The 18046-nt window shown below is 43.0% G+C and carries 11 protein-coding genes and 1 riboswitch; all 11 genes read right to left on the reverse strand.

Features of this window, described 5'->3' with window-relative positions; translation table 11 throughout:
- Positions 1-7707, reverse strand: coding sequence for a non-ribosomal peptide synthetase (locus tag PG418_RS07190; protein ID WP_117457268.1), 7707 nt, complete (start codon positions 7705-7707; stop codon positions 1-3).
- A 14-nt stretch (positions 7708-7721) separates the two neighbouring features.
- Positions 7722-9311 carry a (2,3-dihydroxybenzoyl)adenylate synthase gene (locus PG418_RS07195; RefSeq protein WP_117457267.1) on the reverse strand — a complete coding sequence of 530 codons (1590 nt, stop codon included), beginning with the start codon at positions 9309-9311 and terminating at the stop codon, positions 7722-7724.
- Between the two features lies 1 nt (position 9312).
- Positions 9313-9999, reverse strand: a complete 687-nt coding sequence (locus PG418_RS07200) for a 4'-phosphopantetheinyl transferase family protein (RefSeq protein ID WP_117457266.1) — start codon at positions 9997-9999, stop codon at positions 9313-9315.
- A 10-nt stretch (positions 10000-10009) separates the two neighbouring features.
- A complete protein-coding gene (locus PG418_RS07205) occupies positions 10010-10735 on the reverse strand; it encodes a thioesterase II family protein (protein WP_117457265.1) in 726 nt (241 codons plus the stop codon).
- A 97-nt stretch (positions 10736-10832) separates the two neighbouring features.
- The gene (locus tag PG418_RS07210) at positions 10833-11417 is read right to left on the reverse strand and encodes an accessory gene regulator ArgB-like protein (RefSeq protein ID WP_005344227.1); all 585 of its coding nucleotides are present in this window, start codon (positions 11415-11417) and stop codon (positions 10833-10835) included.
- Entirely contained in the window at positions 11417-11575 is a 159-nt protein-coding gene (locus tag PG418_RS07215; RefSeq protein WP_005344225.1) for a cyclic lactone autoinducer peptide, read from the reverse strand. Before PG418_RS07215 ends, PG418_RS07210 begins: the two co-directional genes overlap by 1 nt.
- 101 nt (positions 11576-11676) lie before the next feature.
- Positions 11677-12972, reverse strand: coding sequence for a sensor histidine kinase (locus PG418_RS07220; RefSeq protein WP_005344219.1), 1296 nt, complete (start codon positions 12970-12972; stop codon positions 11677-11679).
- Positions 12969-13352: a LytTR family transcriptional regulator DNA-binding domain-containing protein gene (locus PG418_RS07225; protein ID WP_498837253.1), complete on the reverse strand. Its 384-nt coding sequence runs from the start codon at positions 13350-13352 to the stop codon at positions 12969-12971. Before PG418_RS07225 ends, PG418_RS07220 begins: the two co-directional genes overlap by 4 nt.
- A gap of 111 nt (positions 13353-13463) precedes the next feature.
- A complete protein-coding gene (locus tag PG418_RS07230) occupies positions 13464-13706 on the reverse strand; it encodes a response regulator (protein ID WP_498837254.1) in 243 nt (80 codons plus the stop codon).
- Positions 13707-13794: 88 nt separating this feature from the next.
- Positions 13795-14034, reverse strand: coding sequence for a helix-turn-helix domain-containing protein (locus PG418_RS07235; RefSeq protein ID WP_008688092.1), 240 nt, complete (start codon positions 14032-14034; stop codon positions 13795-13797).
- 393 nt (positions 14035-14427) lie between these two features.
- Positions 14428-14503, reverse strand: a riboswitch (cyclic di-GMP riboswitch).
- A gap of 731 nt (positions 14504-15234) precedes the next feature.
- Positions 15235-17973, reverse strand: a complete 2739-nt coding sequence (locus PG418_RS07240) for a YodL domain-containing protein (protein WP_117457262.1) — start codon at positions 17971-17973, stop codon at positions 15235-15237.
- Positions 17974-18046: the final 73 nt, after the last annotated feature.

Raw genomic sequence — 18046 nt, forward strand, 5'->3', positions numbered from 1 at the left:
CTAAAAAAATCCTTCTTCTATAGAAGTTACAATATTACTTCCACTTTTCTTACTATTATCTTTTACTTTTTTCTGTACAAACTCTGATAATTGTTCTACTATTGGAAACTCCAAAACATCTCTTATCGTGATTTCTATTATATATTTCTCTTTTATTCTATTTGCCAAAGTAATTGCTTTAAGAGAATTTCCTCCACTCGAAAAGAAATCGTCCTTCAAACTTACATCTTGGCATTTCAATACTTCCTTCCATATTTCACTAAATTCTTTCTCCTCCTTTGTCATTGCTCGATTATTAGATTCAAAAGTCTTTTGAAACTCTATTGCCTTTCTTTTAAGTTCCTTTTTATCAATTTTCCCATTTTTCGTTGTGGGCATTTCTAATAGAGCGATGAAGTTTTGTGGAATCATATATTTGGGTAAATAGTCACGCAAATAATTTTGAAAATAGGTCTCGTTTATTTCATAATCCGAAACGTAAAATCCAACAAGTTTATTATCTTTAATATTTACGACCTGACTTATTTTTACACCATGAATCCAATTCATAAAAGTTTCAATTTCGCCCAGTTCTACCCTATACCCATTGATTTTCACCTGATTATCCAGTCTTCCAAGAAATTCAATATTACCGTCATTCCAATACCGTCCCATATCTCCGGTACAATACAGCCGTTCTCCAGTTCTATCTAAGACAACAAATTTTTCCTTTGTTTTTTCTTTATCGTTTAAATATCCCTGTGCAATGCCATCTCCGGCAATATAAAGTGTTCCCGGTACCCAGTCAGGGCAATCTTCCATATTCTGATCCAGAACATAATACTTCTGGTTTGCAAGCGGTTTCCCATACGGAATACTCTTCCAATCTTCCGGCACAACCTCTGGAATCTCGAAATGATTAGACCAGATACTGCCTTCTGTTGCTCCTCCAAGAGCAACAATCTCAACATTCTGGAACAGATTACGGATTCTCCCTGGAAGTGAAACAGGAACCCAGTCACCACTCATCATTACTAACCGCAGCGATTGTGAAGTTACCTGCCTTTGATATTCCTCATATTCTGCCAGCATTTCTACAAAAGCTGGCACGCTGTTCCATACGGTAATATTCTCATGATTCAACCAGTGAATCCAATGCGCTGGATCTTTTCCATATTCCGGATCCGGAAGAACCAATTTCCCACCTGCGCCTAAAATGCCAAAAACATCATAAACAGACAGGTCAAAATGAAGATTGGAGATTCCAAACGCCGTATCCTGTTCTGTAATCTGATAGCGTGCATTGATATCCAGTATCGTATTCACTGCATTATGGTGAGTAATCATTACTCCTTTCGGCATCCCGGTTGTTCCCGACGTATAGATTACATACGCAAGGTCTCCCGCCTTATTCTCCTGTGCTTTGTATTCAGAATCGGTTTTTAATTCAGACACAGAAATACAATCCCACTCGTGCAGCCATTCGGTATCCTGATCATACGCCTGATTCTGCACAAGAATGATTCTTGTTCCACTATCACGGAGAATCTTTTCAACTCGTTCTCTCGGATTATGGATATCTATCGGAAGATATGCGGCTCCGGCAAACATGATTCCATAAACAGCAACTACCTGCTCCCACCCTTTTTCCATAAATACAGCTACCGTCTCTTCTTTTTTTATTCCCATGCTCTGCAACTGCCCGGAAATGTAAAACGCTTCTTCTTTTATCTCCCGATATGTCATCCGCCTGCTGCACGTTACCAGCGCCTCCTTATCCGGAAATTTGTCTGCCGACTCCAAGAATAATCCATCCAACGTTTTCTCTTCAAATTCAGCCGCCGTTTCATTCGCCTGACGCCGTTTTTCTGAAATTTCCGCTGTTACCAGACTTGCCGTTTTTTCCTGCATGATCTCCGGATGAACTGCTAGCGTATGAAGCAGGCCGGTATATGCCCGGAACATCTCATCTAGCATTCCTGGATAAAATAATTCGTCCACGGAATCCCAAAACAAGCATAAACAGCCATCCATTTCAACCACCTGATGATCCAGCCACACCTGCGGCGTCTGTGAAATGTTATAGTTCAGTTTTCCAAGCCACTTTCCTTCATTCCACTGCTCCACGCCAAGACCACTGGTAAACACTACCGGCATAATAGCGCCCCGCATATTTCCAGTCTTTTTCTTTAATTCGCGCTCCAGTTCAACCGCGCCATAAGCTGTATGCTCCAGATCTTCTGTAAGCTGCTTCTGAATTGCCTTTGTCCTTTCCGCAAAATTATTCCCTGCATTCTTTATCTCCAGCAATGTCAGTGTTGTAAAATCTCCAACCAGATTGTTCACTTCCGGATGCAATTGTTTCCGGTCAAACTGCGTCAGATTAAGTGTAAAATCCTTATTACTGCTCCACAAGCGGAGAGTCTCCGCATAAGCACTCATCAAAAGAACAGAAGGCGTTACCTCCAGTCTTCCCGCCGCGTCTTTTACAGACTGCCATTCTTTCTGTGACAGTTTTGCGCTCCGGCGACAGAAACGCTGCTCTGTAATCTGGCTTTCGTTCTTTGCAAGTGGCAGATCCGGTGCGTCCGCAAAAGTCTCCACCCGGTCTTCCCAATATTTTTTATCTTTCTCATAAGCAGAGGTAGACTTTATCTGCTCCAGTCCCAGCACGTAATCCCGGAAAGACAAAGTAATCGACATTTCCGCTTTTCCATTTCGATATACTTCTGCCCACTCATCTAAGAGATGGAACATACTCCAGCCATCAAAGATAATATTGTCAAAACTGATATGGATTCTATGCTTCTGGTCCTCTATTTTAGTGATTCGCACATCAAACAGAGGCCATTCATCTGTCTGAATTACCTGATGAGACATCTCTGCCCGTTTTTCATCCAATGCCTTTTCTTTTTCTGTCACTTCCAATTGTCGGATATCCGTCACGTCAATATGATACTGGGGAGTATTCTCCAGTATGCGCTGCATACCATCCGGCTGGATAATAACACGCATCATCCCGTGCCTCTGTATCAACAGATTCCATGCCGTCTCTGCGCACTCAGTATCAAGGCCGTCTGCATCCAGTTCAAAATAACAGTGTGTTGCAACATTTCCCAATTCATACAATCCGCTTCTGCCAAGCCAGTAAGCATACTGCACATCGGTTAATGGGAACGAATGATATGCTTCCTCCAGATTCGGTTTGATCTGCAGTGTATCTTCTTCTTTCTGTTCGGACTGTTCAATAGCTTTTGCCAGAGATTTTACGGTCAGATTTTCAAAAATCGTACTGATCGTTATTTTGCAGCCGAAGGTTGTCTGTACTTCCGAGATCAACCTTGTGGCAATCAGCGAGTCTCCCCCAAGGCTAAAATAATTATCTTCAATTCCGATATTTTCATATCCAAATAATTGTTTCCAGATATCTAAAAGCTTTTCTTCTGTTTCTGTCGTTGCCTTTGAAAATCGGATAACCGCAGTTTCTTCTTTAAAATCTTCCCGCAATTGCTTCCTGTTAATCTTCCCATTGGACAATGTTGGGAGCTGCTCCATGAAATGATAGTTCTGTGGAACCATATACTCCGGCAGTTTTTCTGACAGATATTCCCTTAGTGCTCCATTATGATAGGACAGGACAGACGCCTGCTGTCTGCTGCAGCATACACATCTTCCATATCTCTCTGTCACAGCACAGTCTTCGCCCAATCCTGCCTCTGATAAACATTCTCTCCACAGCAGGCAGTCCGGGGTAACCAGCCCTGCTTCTTTTCTCTTGTCCTGAATATCCGCAAAACCATTTTCCAAAAAAGCCGCTGTAAGTTCCTGAAGGTATGTCCTTACCACAAGGTCAGTCATCAGCAATATTCCGTTTGGCTTCAGTAATTCCGCTACTTTCTTTACCGCATCCGCAGCATCAATATTTCTATGTAAAGCATTTACCGATATCACAACGTCATAACTATGCAAGGACATCTGCTGCTTATCCATGCCTTCTTCCAGATTCAGCATCTCAAACTCGACTCTCTCATATCCCGCAAGTTCTTTCTCTGCTTCCTGCAGAAAATATTTTGAAGAATCCGCATATGTATAAGCCACGCTTACATCTTCCAGTGCATTCAAAAACTGTCTTGTAATTGCAGTGTCCCTTGTACCAATTTCTATAATCTGGAGTGGCTCTTTTCTGCGTTCTTCTGCCAGAAGCCTTAATCCCTGCACCAGTCTTTCCACTGTTTCCTCGCAGCCCGGAATCCTCCGAAGCAGCATATTCGGAGCCAAAGCCGGCTCTTTCTGGTAGAATACGTCCAGCGGAACTTCATTCCCAGTAACCATATGCTTCAGATACGGCTTCAGTTTCTTAAAATACGTTTCCGCATCTCCAGCTTTTTCCGGTACAGCCACTTCCTTCCCGGTACGCGATAGTCTGCCGTCCTCTTCTCTCAGGATTCCTTCCTTCTTTAAAATTTCCAACCATCTTGCCACAGTATTCTTCTGTGTTTCCGTAATGCTCCCTTTTTCAAAAATTTCCTTTTGCGAAAGAACTTCCTTCTCTGATACAAAAACGCCTAACTCTATGAGTGTCTCCAGCATAAGCTGTACACATCTCTGGTCTGCATAGGCAAGGAAATTTTTGTATGCTGTCTTCCGTTCCTGCTGCATCTGCCAATTGCTGACATCATCCTTCAGTTCTTTCCAGCCTCCGCCAAAGATATCTGTGCCGTACAAATACGTTGTAACTTTAGAATCTTCCTGTATCGGCGCTCCGATATAAGCAGCCAGCGTTTTATTGCCATGACCATCACTAACTGTATCAACAACTGCATGAGCCACACCCGGAAACTCCTGAATCGCATGTTCAATTTCTCCCAATTCAATCCTGTGTCCACGGATCTTTACCTGATGGTCTTTTCTTCCCAAAAATTCAATTATCTCATCATCCCAGATTCTTCCGAGATCACCGGTCCGATACCATCTTCCATACTGATCTGTGATAAATTTCTGCCCCGTAAGCGCAGAATCTCCCCTATATCCTTTTGCTACACCAAAACCGCCAATCCAGAGTTCGCCTTCTGCCCAGTAAGGGCAATCCCTTCCATACTCATCCACAACACGATATGCCTGATATCTGAGTGGCTTTCCATAGGGAATAGATTTCCAGTTTTTCGGCATCGGCAGGGTAACATTCTGATAATTGGACCAGATACTTGCCTCTGTAGCTCCTCCCATAGCGACAAACTGGCAATCCTCTGTCCATGCCGCAACCCTCTGCGGGAGATCCATCCCAATCCAATCTCCGGAAAGCATAACCGCCCTGATCGGCAGTTTCTGTTTCATGGATTCCGCCCGTATCAAAAGCATATCCAGAAGCACCGGCACTGAATTCCAAACGGTAATCTGATATTTCAACACTTGTTCCAGCCAGTAATCCGCATTCCTTCTCTCCTGCTCTGGAAGCAATACCAATGTTCCTCCTGCGCCTAAAATTCCAAAAACATCATATACCGACAGGTCAAAATCCATAGCTGATACAGCCAGCGCCCGATCTGCACTTGTTACATGGTACTTTTCATTAATATCCTGAACCGTATTCCATGCGCTTTCATGCGCAATCTCTACACCCTTCGGAACACCTGTAGAGCCTGACGTCATGATGATATAGGCGCTGTCCTTCGGCGACACCTCTGGCAGTCTCACATTTTCCTGTCCCTCTTCCATACCTTCCATCACAAGGATTTCCGTACCTTCCGGCCAGTCCAGTTTTTCGGATAATTCCCGATTCGTGACCACATAGCGGACTCCCGTCTTCTCATGGATTAACGCTCTCCGATCTTTAGGCTGGCTTAAGCTGACCGGAAGGTATGAATTTCCGGAAAGCAAAATTCCTAATGCCGCCTCGATCTGTTCTATCCCGCGTGGCAGGGTAAGTGCAACCGGGACGCCCTTAATATCCTTTTCTGAAATTCCTGCCGCCACTGCTGTTGCCCGTGCTTTTAATTCCCCATAGGATACCGATCTTCCGCTTCCCGCATCAATAAGCGCAATATCTTCCGGGCAAACTTCCGCATGGTTCATAACAGCCCAATGCAGGCATTCCACACGCTCCGGCACTCCTGTACGCGCTGTATCTTCAATTTCTCTTTTTCTTTTTTCAGGAAGCACATCAAATCTCTGATTCCAGTCCTTCTTTCCCAATTCATGCAGAAGAATCTCAAAACTCTCCAACATATCCGGGATCATATTCTCCGGGAATAACTCATCCACGCTGTCCCATGTAAGCTGTACGCCATTTTCATCTTCATAACTCTGAAAATCATTCCACACCTGCGGCGTCTGGGAAATCATATAGGAAAACTGCCCCAGTTCATTCCGGAACGTATCATTTACCAACGGCGTTCCCAGATTGCAGGCAAAAACAACCGGCGCCACTGCCGATGCGTCCCCACACATCTGCGCAATGTCTCTCTGTACTTGCACGCCGGAATATGCCGTATACTTCATATCCTCATGAAGCTGCTTCTGAATCCTGTCCAACAATTCCGCAAAAGTCGGATTTTCTTCGCAGTTAATCTCCAGCAATAACAGAGTAGTAAAATCTGCTATTACTTCCTCTAACCCCTGCTGCTCTGTTTTCCGGTTAAAAAACGGAATGTTAATAAGGAAACAATGATTCCTGCTCCATCGTTCCAGAACCACCGCATATGCAGTAAGAAGAACCATTGCCGGAGTTGTCTGGTATTTTTTTGCCCGCATTTGCAAATGATCCCATTCTTCCTTTTCGATTCGCACAATCCTGCGGTTGAACACCGTTTTTTCCACTTCTTGCGGACGTTTTGCCAATGGAAGGTCAGGGCCTTTTGGCAAATGCTCTAAACGATTCTTCCAGTATTTTTCTGCGTTTTTCCGTTCCTCCCCTTCTTCCTGTTTCTGCCGTTCTAGATAGGAAGCAAAATTCCACCCTTTTGATTCTTTCGGCAGGTTTTCCCCTCGGTAAGCAGATGCCAAATCCCTCAATAATATCTGCAGACTCTGTACATCAGCAACCAAAAGTGCCATGTCCACATGAAGGCGTGCCTTATTTTCAGGAAAAAGCGTAAGCTCTATTCCTGCTACTTCGCCTTCCTCAATCTTTAACTTCCGATGGGATAAACGTTCTCTGACAGATACTGCCATTGCCTCTGCTTCCTCAGATGACATCCGGGAAAAATCATGAACCTTTATTTTTTCACAATACGGCTTATCCAGGATTTTCTGTGTTCCATCATCCAAAAAGCAGGCGCGCAGCATAGGATGATGATACTGCAGTACATTCCATGCTTTTTCCAGACGCTCCGGATCTATATTTCCCCCATCAAACTCTAAATACGCATGACAGTCTATTCCTCCAAGAGCCTGTTCTTCATCCCTGCCAACCCAATATGCATACTGTACGTCTGTTAAAGGAAACGGCTGTTTCATATCCTTTTCCGGCGTTATCTTAGATTCTTGCGCCCGTTTTTTGCCCGCTTTTTTCTTCATGCTGCGCTGGATCAGCGCCCACCAGCCTTCAAGGGTAGGATTTTCCATCAATGAACCGAATGAAACCTTAACCCCCTGTTTTCTCCACTGGTTTACCAGACGCATGATTGTCAGGGATGAAAGCCCAAGCTCCAGCAGATTTTCGGAATCCCCCAAATCTCTGGCTACCGGCAGCTTTTGTTTGATCTGTTCCTTTATCTCTATATATTCCATGATTCTGTCTCCTTCTATTTTTCCTGCGCCATCCGTTCTAATGCTTTCTTATCTATTTTTCCTACGCTGGTCAGCGGCCATGTCTCTACCCGTTCTATCTGATCCGGCATTTTATACGCCGCAACGCCTATTTCCCGCAGGAACCTGTGTATTTCCTGCAAATCGATCCCGGCTTCATCATCGGTCACAAGGAATGCACATATCCGGTTTCCAAGGGTTTCATCCGTAACGCCGACAACGGCTGCCTCTTTGATTTTCGAATGCCTGCAAAGATAAGCTTCAATCTCTGAAGGCATGATCTTTTCTCCGGCGCGGTTAATCTGCTCTTTGATCCTCCCGCCCAAACGTAACCTTCCGTCTTTCGTCCACATAGCTTTATCGCCCGTCCGGTAAAATCCGTCCGACGTAAAGCTCTTTTTATTCGCTTCCTCCGCCATATAATAACCATCAATCGTATACGGGCCTCTGGATAATAATTCCCCAAAAACTCCTTCCGGTACGGCCTTATCTTCTTCATCCACAATCTTTACTTCATCCGCAGGAGACACCGGAGTTCCCTGGCATCTTGCGATCAGGGAACCTTCATCCTCCGGGCTAGTAAAGGACAGTAGCCCCTCCGCCGTACCAAATACCTGCATCAGTTTACACGGCCATTCTTCAATGATCTTATCCGCAAGGGAATCTTCCAGCATTGCGCCGCCCACCTGCAAAATCCGCAGGCTGGATATATCATAATCTTCATCCCATTCCAGCATTTCCATGCACACAGTAACCATAGCAGGAACCAATGCCGTTATCGTGACACCTTCCTCTGTAATTGCGTCAAGGATATCATCCGGGCTGGTCGCAGACGCAAGCACAACTTTTCCTCCCACGTCCAGCGTGCCTAAAAGCCCCGGGCAGCATAACGGGAAATTATGAGCTACCGGAAGAGACGCCAGATAAACGTCACTGCTATCCAGACGGCATCTCTTCGCGGACATGCGGGCATTATACATATAATCCGTATGGGTGCGCGGAATCAGTTTCGGAACCCCTGTCGTCCCGCCGGACAGCAAAAGCACCGCCGTTTCATACCCATCCACAGCCGGAAATGCTCCATTTTCTCCATACGTTTCCGCAATCATTCCACTGATATCCCCGGATTCGCTATCTACAAATATATGCCGGATACATGAATATTTCTCTTTCATCGCATTTGCCATCGGCACATATGAAAATCCCAGATATTTCTCCACCACAATATAAGCGGCCGGCTTTGCCAGTTCAATAATTCCTTCCAGTTCCGCCTCCCTGTGGGCCGGCAGCATCATGATTGGCACCGCCCCAATCTTGGAAAGCGCAAAAAACACGATCACAAAAGAAATCCTGTTCGGAAGCTGCACAAGCACTTTGTCTCCCTTTAAAATCCCTTTACGCAGAAAAGCTACCGCAAGACAATCTGCTTTTTGCTTTAATTCCATATAACTGATCTCGTCTTCACTGTCCGTGACCGCAATTCTTTCTCCATATTTTTCCGCCCACCTATCAAGCTGTTCTCCAAATCCACATCTCTCCCAGCCTTCCAGATTCTCATATTTGCCCATATCTTTCTTATAACCCATTTTATCTGTCTCCTTTCTTATGCGCCGCCACATACGCAGCATATCCTTTGATCCTGACCGGATACAGAAACCAGTCCTGATCTTTCTTATCTTTTTCTGCAATTTTCTCGTTTCTGACAGAGAAGAAATCCATTCCTCTTCCTAATCCAATTCCAAGCGCCTTTACATATGCCTCTTTCGCCGCCCAGTACTGGAAAAACAGATCCGGTCCTTCATTTTTTACATCTTCCGCTTCTTCTGCAGTATAAAAATTTTCCGCTATCTCCCTATAGTCCGGGCACTCTGCCATCTCCTGCACATCTACTCCGATATCCATTCCGACAGCGAATACCGCCAGTATGAATTCACCCGAGTGCGAAATGTTAAAATCCACTGTCCGCTTTCCTGCAATCTTTTTATGATAAGGCTTACCCAGTTCATTAACAGAAAAATCAATCGTTTCCATATCTAAGTATCTTTTTAAGAGGATCCGCACGACAACCTTCCCGGCTATATAACGCATCCTGTCTTCAGGAAAACGGAATCTTCCGGCTTGCTCCAATTCCTGCCCACTCAGGATATATTCATGGTTCTTCCAGAAATCTGTCATTTCAGGCCAGCGGATACACCATATATGTATCTCATTTTCACGGATATAAAGTTTGTCTGCTGACAGAAATTCCTTTTCTCCGTATCGTTTAATCTCCATTTTTCATTCTCTAAAGCAGTCTCATGACCTCACTTATTACTTCGTCTTCACAATCCCTCAGATAAAAATGTCCTCCCGGAAATATCCGGTAGTTAAAATCATTGTCCGTATACTTTCCCCATTCCAAGATCGCACTCTCATCCGCTTCGTCGTCCTTTTCTCCGCCAAATGCAGAGATAGGTGTATGCAGCACTACTCCCGCTTTATCATAATACGTTTCATCCATGGTAAAATCCGCCCGCAGCATAGGCAGAAAGAAATCCAACAATTCCTGATTCTCTAGTATCTCTTTTGGCGTCCCTTCAAATCTTCCCAGTTCCCTCTTAAACGCTTCATCCGGAAGATGATAGATTGGCTTCGGTTCCGGAATGCTGGGAATCCGGCTGCCGGAAATAAACAGGTATTTCGCTCTATATCCCTCTGCCTCCAATCGCTTTTCCAGCTCATAGGAGATCTTCCCGCCCATACTGTGCCCCCATAAGGCATACGGTCCGTCCACAGCCTCTCTTACAGCCTCTTCCAGATCATCTAACATAACCGGCATATCTATATACGGTTTCTCCATGATCCGTTCTTCCCTTCCCGGAAGCTGGACTGGACATACCGTTACTTTTCCCTGCATCTTTTTCGCCCACTGATTATAAGCAGACGCGCCGCCTCCTGCAAACGGCAGGCAGAACAAGGTTATTTTCTCTTTGTTGATATTTTCTGTATTTTTTATCAATTTCAAATTCACTTTTATATTCCTCTTGTATCATGTTCTTTTTGTTCTGTTTATCATCCTTTTGCAATACGCTTTTCCCAGGTATTTCTTATTCCTATCATGGATTAGTTCACTCTAACTCTTTATCAAAAAAAATTTTGGTCCATCCTAATATTAAACCAGACGCCAAAACAATATGCGCTACCATAATCCCGTTTACGATCAGGGAATATCCAATCACAGAAAAAACACCTGCTATCGCGCATTCAATAACTAAAATTACCCTCGCGCGCATCCCATAAACTTTTTTCTCTTTCGCATCCAACTTCTTGCTGCTGGCATCTACCGGCGCCATGATAAATATAACGCCAACCGCGACAAACCATATGATCCGCATTTGCCATATTACAGCCGGAGCAGACGCCAGATACAGACTGCATAGAAGGACAAGGATACCGGAAACAGCCATGCAGCCCCCTGCCTTTTCCAAATGAATCCCTCCGGCATACTGCCTTAAAACAGTAAAGGGCAATAAAAAGACTATCATCTCCATCCAATTCCCCGTTATGATGCCAAGTATGACGATGATAAGGTATATTACCACCCTGCCCAGCAGTACGCCGTAAGCATATTCATACAGCCTGCGGTCTTTCTCTTCAAGAATCCCATTCCTGCTTTGTAGTTCAAAAAGCCGACCAGCCATTTTTTTCCACACTAGAATTTCCTCATTTTCTTAACTTCTTCCGGCTCATCTTCCTGATAGTACAGCCAGTTGCACGCCAGATTTGCCGTATACGCCGTCAAGCAGAGTGCAAGACAGTTTACAGCTCCAAGCAGTTTGATTCCCAGGTTTTTTCTGATTATTTTTTTCATAGTTACAAAGCCTCCTTTTTTCCGAAAGTTTACACAAAAATCGCCCTCTTTTCAATTACCGTGGCAAAAACGGTAACTTTTTGGGCGATTTTTGCACGTCCTTATTTGATTGTAAAGATCAGCTTAACAGAGAACTCCCGTTCTCCTGCCTCCACTCGCATAATTCCCGCATACTTTTTGACCAGTTTTCCAACCGTGTGCAGTCCGATCCCGTGACTGTCCGCGTCTCTTTTGGTGCTTATGTACCTGTCCTTGTCCTTTAACAGAGGGACGACATACCCATTGCAAAATTCCATGACAAGGAAATGCCCCGCGTTTCCCATATACATCCTGCATTCCACATATCTGCCATCTTCTGTCTTTTCTGCCGCTTCCAGTGCGTTATCCAAAAGATTCCCTACGATCGAGATCAAATCCAACTCTTCCAGAAAATCCAGTCTGAGATCATTACCCAGGGTAATCCTATAGGATATATCCTTAGATTCTGCAAGAAATTTTCTTTCACATAGGATGCTGTTCAAGATTGGATGCTCACAATATACACTTTTTTGAAGATTCTGAATCCGGACGCCTAAATGTTCCATGATGTCCTTAACCTCTTGATTCTCTCCTTCTTCTATCAAGCCGGCTACTGTACAGATAAATTTATTTATATCGTGTAAGAATGCTCTGTTATCCTCATTAACCTTATTCATATACTGCAGATTGGCAATCTCCGCCCTGCTTTTCTGGTATAGCCGGTCCATCTTCTTCACTTCTTCTGATTTTTCTACAAACCTGTCAAATACTGTGAAAATGAAGATATTCGTCATTAACAGAAGCGAAGCTCCTACCGGAACCATGACCCTGTTCATTCCTTCAAAAGAAGTGTGCGAATAAAACATACATCCTAACATAACGATCGTTGCGGTTGGCAGCATGAGCAGCACTGTAAATGTTTTATTTTCAATCGTCAGATAATCCCTTTTCCTTGTTACCTGATTAATGCATTTAATAAACAGAAATGTCATGGTACTCATCAGCAGGAGTGCTAATGTCTTTTCTGTTTCAGTCCTGAAGCCCTCGGACGCACCAGTCACGCCATATGCATTCGTAAGTGCCGCAAAGAGAAATTCGGGAATAATTGCCAGCACATAATAGCAGCATACCGTAACCAGCTTCTTCCATATATTTCCCCGGAACACAACCATAGACGCGATCATATAGATTACCGGAATCATTACCATATTAAGTATTGAGGATTCCAGGCGGTTGGTTCCGAACATTGCCAGTGCTGCGATACAATATACGAGAAATTTTTCCCAGAATCTTTCTCTTCTGTATGGGAGTATGTTCTTTTCCAAGTCCTCCAACAGATACATCTGAAGAAGACAAATCAAATAATCTCTTATTATCATACCATGCCGTTCCTTTCCCCAAGAAATGTTATCAGTGCGTCGGCAAACTGTCCTTTTCTCGACCTCGAAACATTCAACTGGATTCCAAACGGCAGCAACGCAACGTTCTTTTCCAATCCTTCCACTTTTGCCAAATTCACAATATAGCTGTTGTGTGCATACTCAAATCCCCTTCCGGCCAGACACTCATACAGATCACTTAAAGATTCCTTGCAATGCATCTCTTCTATCTTTCCCTGTCTGGCAATGTATATCGTACAGCCCCTTTTCGCCAGACAGATATATAAAATGTCTTCCGTATGGATGCGCATTATCCTTCCCGCCGATGTAACTGTCACGGAAGAATCTCCACAGCACAATTTCACTTTTAATAAAATCATAGGTATTTCCTTTTTCAGACTTCTGTCATGCAGATCCTTCATGATGTACCGGAACGGTTGTCCAACATTAATGCTGTCAGGAGTCAGTTCAAAACAGCCGGAGCAGAACACCTATATCGCTGCTTCATTATATTCCCTCAGCTTCAGTACTGTTTTATTTCCATCCAATCCAGGCATACGCATATCCATAAAAATCAGATCATGCAAAATATCCGCATCTTCCAATAATTCTTTTCCTGATTCATATTCATAAAACCGTATCTCATTCGAAGACAGAATCCCTTCCGTTTCTATGACCGTCTTTATTTTCTCCCTGTATTCTTTATCATCGTCGCAAATTGCTATTTTACACATATTCATCCTCCAGTGTTAGTTTCTTCTAACCCTCTCCCATAAAAAAACCATCTTGCAGAATCTGAATCCTAAGATTATTTGCCTGTTCCTATAACTCCGGTTCCAAATCTGCAAAGATGGGATCTTCAAAAAATTCCTGTATTGTAATATCCAATCCATCGCATATCTTTTTAATTGTAACTACGCCAGCATTCCTGCTTTGTCCATACAAAATATTTTTCAGTGTTGAAGGCGGGACGCCTGAGCGCACCGCCGCTTCATTCACTGTGATATCTTTCTGCTTAATCAGATCGTTTAACCGATATATGACCGCTGTTTTTATATCCACGGAATCAACCACCTTTTTTTCTTCTATTTTATATAAACCGTCTTTAAAAGGTCGCCCATATATAGTCTTTTTGATCTATGTATGATATTTTTTGACAGTTTTCCTGTTTTTAGAGAAATCTGCAAAAAACCTGTCTTTATCAGACGCAGAAAAGCCCCACGAGAACACATCCGGTCCTGCGCAGGGCTTTTCACTTATCATACTATTTTCCATATTTTTTATTTTCCAATGTGCCGGGCCGGAGCCTCCGTTCTTCTTTCCCACTGTTGCCAGTCATCGTTTTGCCTTTTTCATACTTTTATTTTTCTCATTCTTTCCTGATAAAATCATTATTGTTATGTCTATGAAATAACACCGTAAAAAAACACTGCCAAACAGACAGTGCACCTCATTTTATGCATCTGGCTGCCATTTTACAGGCCCTGTAGCTTTGCGTCCCAGACTTTCATCTGGTTTGCCGATTTCCTTATTATAGCTTTAATCTTATGCAAAAAATTGATTTTACTATACTTTAACGCTCAACTATACACAAGAAAAATTTATCGTTTTAACGCCCGAAAAACAAAAAAGAACAGCCGATACATATACCCGAACTGTTCTTCTACTTCCGAAGTCCACGCAGCATTGACATTACTGTTTCCTGCTCATTTGTACTCAGATCGTTCCATATCCCTAGAACTTCTTTCTGTTTTTCTGTCAGATTCTCTGAATTATCTTCCTGAAAAAACTACGATAATGTCACGCCCAAAGCTGTACATATTTTTCAAGTGTGATCAGCGACGGCAGGTTTTCCTGTGCCATGATTCTTCCCAGTGACGACTGGGAAATTCCCGACAGTTGCGATAATCTGCATTTACTGATATCACGCTTTTCACATAGAGATGTTATTTTATCCGCAATATACTTCTCTATCTACAAGTAACTATTCCTCATTTCCGCTATTACATGTTCTTATTGCACCTGTAATAGCAGAAAAATATTAGTTATCAACTTTGCAAGTATTCATTTCCACAATAGGAAGCATACACATAAAAAAATAAAGATACTTTCCTTTCCGCAAAAGTCATTTTCACTTATATCATTTTTATAATATCACAGCAAGTTACGTTTATCACATAAAAGTTTGAAGCATAATCATTCAAAACAAAAAGCCGAAAGCCACATTGTTATCTGTGACCTCCGACTCCATTCTATCTTATACTACACCATCCTTACACTCAAATCAGCTCCTCTCTCCGGCTCATCTTTTCCCTGTTTTTCCTGGATGATTCTCTTATTGATTTCCAAGCGTTCATGGATCGACGGTTTCTTCTCTTTTCCTGTTATTGCCTTTCTTTCAGCTTTCCCCGCATCCTTAACTGCTATATTTGCTTCACCGCCAGTTCTTGGCACAGCTTCTCTGCTCTCATTTTTCTCTGCTACCTGCTGTTCTCGTCTCTCCTTCACACCTTTTTCTTCCAGGCTGCAAAAGCTCTGCAGATACGGCAGTACATGATTCTGCATATCTGTCAGATCTTCCATATACTTCTGATACTCTTCATTGCCTTTTCCTTGCTGGTAGCTGATCCAGCTTTCATCTGTCAATTTCATTTCATTCTGCATCTTTAACTGACTGATGATACCGCCGTTTCCGGTACCAATATCTATCTTACCTTGAAAATGATGCAGCATCTTGTCGCCCTTCTCAGCATAATATACTGTAAAAAACATCTGTGCTGTCATTTTTGGTTCGTTAGTCTTTGGATCACGATCAGCATACCAGACTTTGTCCTGTTCTATGGTTTTGGAATCCAAATCAGATAACTTCTGGCATCTTGGATTCCCCGGTTCACTTTTCTCACAATAATTCACATACACCATTGGTTGCATATCTTTTGGAAGTTCCGGTTCATAGGCTTTTAGCCTTTCAATCAATACACCTGCACGAACAGACAAGTCGCATTCTTCGTCTACAATATCTTTCAAATACGAAATATAGGAATAAATATTCCCGCTTCGCAAATCCAGCATTACTTCCTGTACCGTATTTTCTCCCCTCTCCACATTATCCCGGTACTCATACGGATCAAAAGCTTCTGCAATCTCATCCAGTGCCTCTGCCATCTGTTCTGTGGTCATCTTCTCTGGATACATTGCTTCTCGAACATCCCGCATCGGAACGTACTTATAGTCAGGTAATGCTTCATGAATTTTCTCAATCCCTTCCCGTACCAGTGCAAGTTCTCCATAAAATCGAACATCGTCCATCAGATTTCCAAGTACTGTATTTCCTTTAACGATTGCAAATTCAGCTTCATCATAGTAACTGTCTTCCGGATCACGATAAATAATTCCCATTGAGCATCCAAGATACGCAGTTTTTGGATGCTCCCTGTATTTTTCATAGACTGCAGCTATCTGATTAACATCGGTACTTTTTTCATAAGCTCCCATATCATGGAACTCATCGCATTCTGCCGCAAAGTATTCCAGATATGGTTCTTTCTTCGGTGGCATATTGTTGAGGACGTTATCAATCATGTTATAATTTGCTTCTTCCAGTTCCTCCACCTTTGCCAGTGGCTTATATTCGCCCTGGCTTTTCTGAATCTCTGCCATTACAACTTCATCCATTTCTTCTACTTTCTCCATCAACCGATCATAATCTCCACGGATGCGTTCTCCAGTCCAGCCTTCGTCTTCCAAAAGTTCCTCCGCCGCTTCTTCAATAGAAATTTCATCATTCTCATAAACGCCACCATCCATCAAGCGGAAATCTTCATCGTAAAAGGAATAATCATATCCTTCTTCTGTTCTCTGAATAGCAAAGTAACGTTCTCCTACCTCATATGCCAGTTCACTAAGAAGCTGTTCTTCCAGATTCAGGAAAGAATCCAGCTGTTCAAAACTGATACTGTCTACAAAATGGGCAGTTACCTTTTTCCCGTCATTCAGAACTACGATATCACTGACAGACAGGGAATGCCCACGGAAGTCTTCCGGTCTGTCAATGTTGAACCTTTCAAAAATATCCTCCAGTGACATATTTCCTGATAATTCACCAACATAGACCAGCTTATAATCTTCTTTTTTTATCTGCACACCATGACTTTCAATAAAACTCATATTCATAAATGCATAGTTTTCACCCGGTGAATCATCTCGGATCTGATAAATTCCAAATGTCCTTCTTGTTCCTAACAACAGGTTTGCTTCTTTCAAAGACTGAATCTGTGGATATTTCTGCATTTCCCATTCCAGGTTACGGAAACGCTCCAGTTCTGTCATAGACATCTGATAATGCTCCGGTCCTCGTTCAATTTCCATGCGTTCTGTGACATACATAGGTGATGAAAAATTAGTGATCAGATAGATATCTGCTCCTGCATCGTATAATTTCAGTGCTTCTTCCTGCTCAATGACACTCATAGGCTCCTGAAATGCTCCTAAATTTTCTTCTGCATAATCCAGGTTGTTATCCTTAATCCGTTCCCACATCTGCGATTCCATTCCAAACAAACCGTCGTGTGCCTGTATCATTTCTCTACTCGCATATTCACCTTTAATGCCATCACTGCCAAGGCAATAAATCTTAGAACCCATTCTGTGATAATCCAAGGCTGCTTCTTTTCTAAGTGGCACCATATCTTCTTCCATATATCCATAGTCACGTAATTTCAGCTTACCTATGGTTGGATCCGGCAGTTCCTGAATATCCATTCTTACGTCATCCAACAAATCCTCTACACCTTCTTGATCTGCCCGGCTCACTGCATCTGCCAGATTTCTTACCAAAGCCCTAACTTTCTCTTCCTCGCCGATCAGATTCGCATATTCAAAAATCTGTTCTTTTACATCTGTTGAAAACTCTATATCTCTACGCTCTGCCTGAGCGATCCGTTCCTGCGTATATTCCTGCATTTTCTGTGTTTCTCTACCTGTTATCCTATTTCTTGCCATATAAGTTCCTCCTATATTCTGAAAAATGGCATAACCCACAGAACATTCTTTCTGCCAGATTATGCCATCTTTC

Origin of the sequence: Bariatricus sp. TF06-38A (assembly GCF_027690675.1) — a bacterium.
GTDB lineage: Bacteria > Bacillota > Clostridia > Lachnospirales > Lachnospiraceae > Allocoprococcus > Allocoprococcus comes.

Coding starts and splice junctions, on each gene's coding strand:
- PG418_RS07220 (WP_005344219.1), bottom strand. CDS start 12,972: ATGATAATAAGAGATTATTTGATTTGTCTTCTTCAGATGTATCTGTTG.
- PG418_RS07215 (WP_005344225.1), bottom strand. CDS start 11,575: ATGAAAAAAATAATCAGAAAAAACCTGGGAATCAAACTGCTTGGAGCT.
- PG418_RS07225 (WP_498837253.1), bottom strand. CDS start 13,352: ATGATTTTATTAAAAGTGAAATTGTGCTGTGGAGATTCTTCCGTGACA.
- PG418_RS07230 (WP_498837254.1), bottom strand. CDS start 13,706: ATGTGTAAAATAGCAATTTGCGACGATGATAAAGAATACAGGGAGAAA.
- PG418_RS07195 (WP_117457267.1), bottom strand. CDS start 9,311: ATGGGTTATAAGAAAGATATGGGCAAATATGAGAATCTGGAAGGCTGG.
- PG418_RS07190 (WP_117457268.1), bottom strand. CDS start 7,707: ATGGAATATATAGAGATAAAGGAACAGATCAAACAAAAGCTGCCGGTA.
- PG418_RS07200 (WP_117457266.1), bottom strand. CDS start 9,999: ATGGAGATTAAACGATACGGAGAAAAGGAATTTCTGTCAGCAGACAAA.
- PG418_RS07240 (WP_117457262.1), bottom strand. CDS start 17,973: ATGGCAAGAAATAGGATAACAGGTAGAGAAACACAGAAAATGCAGGAA.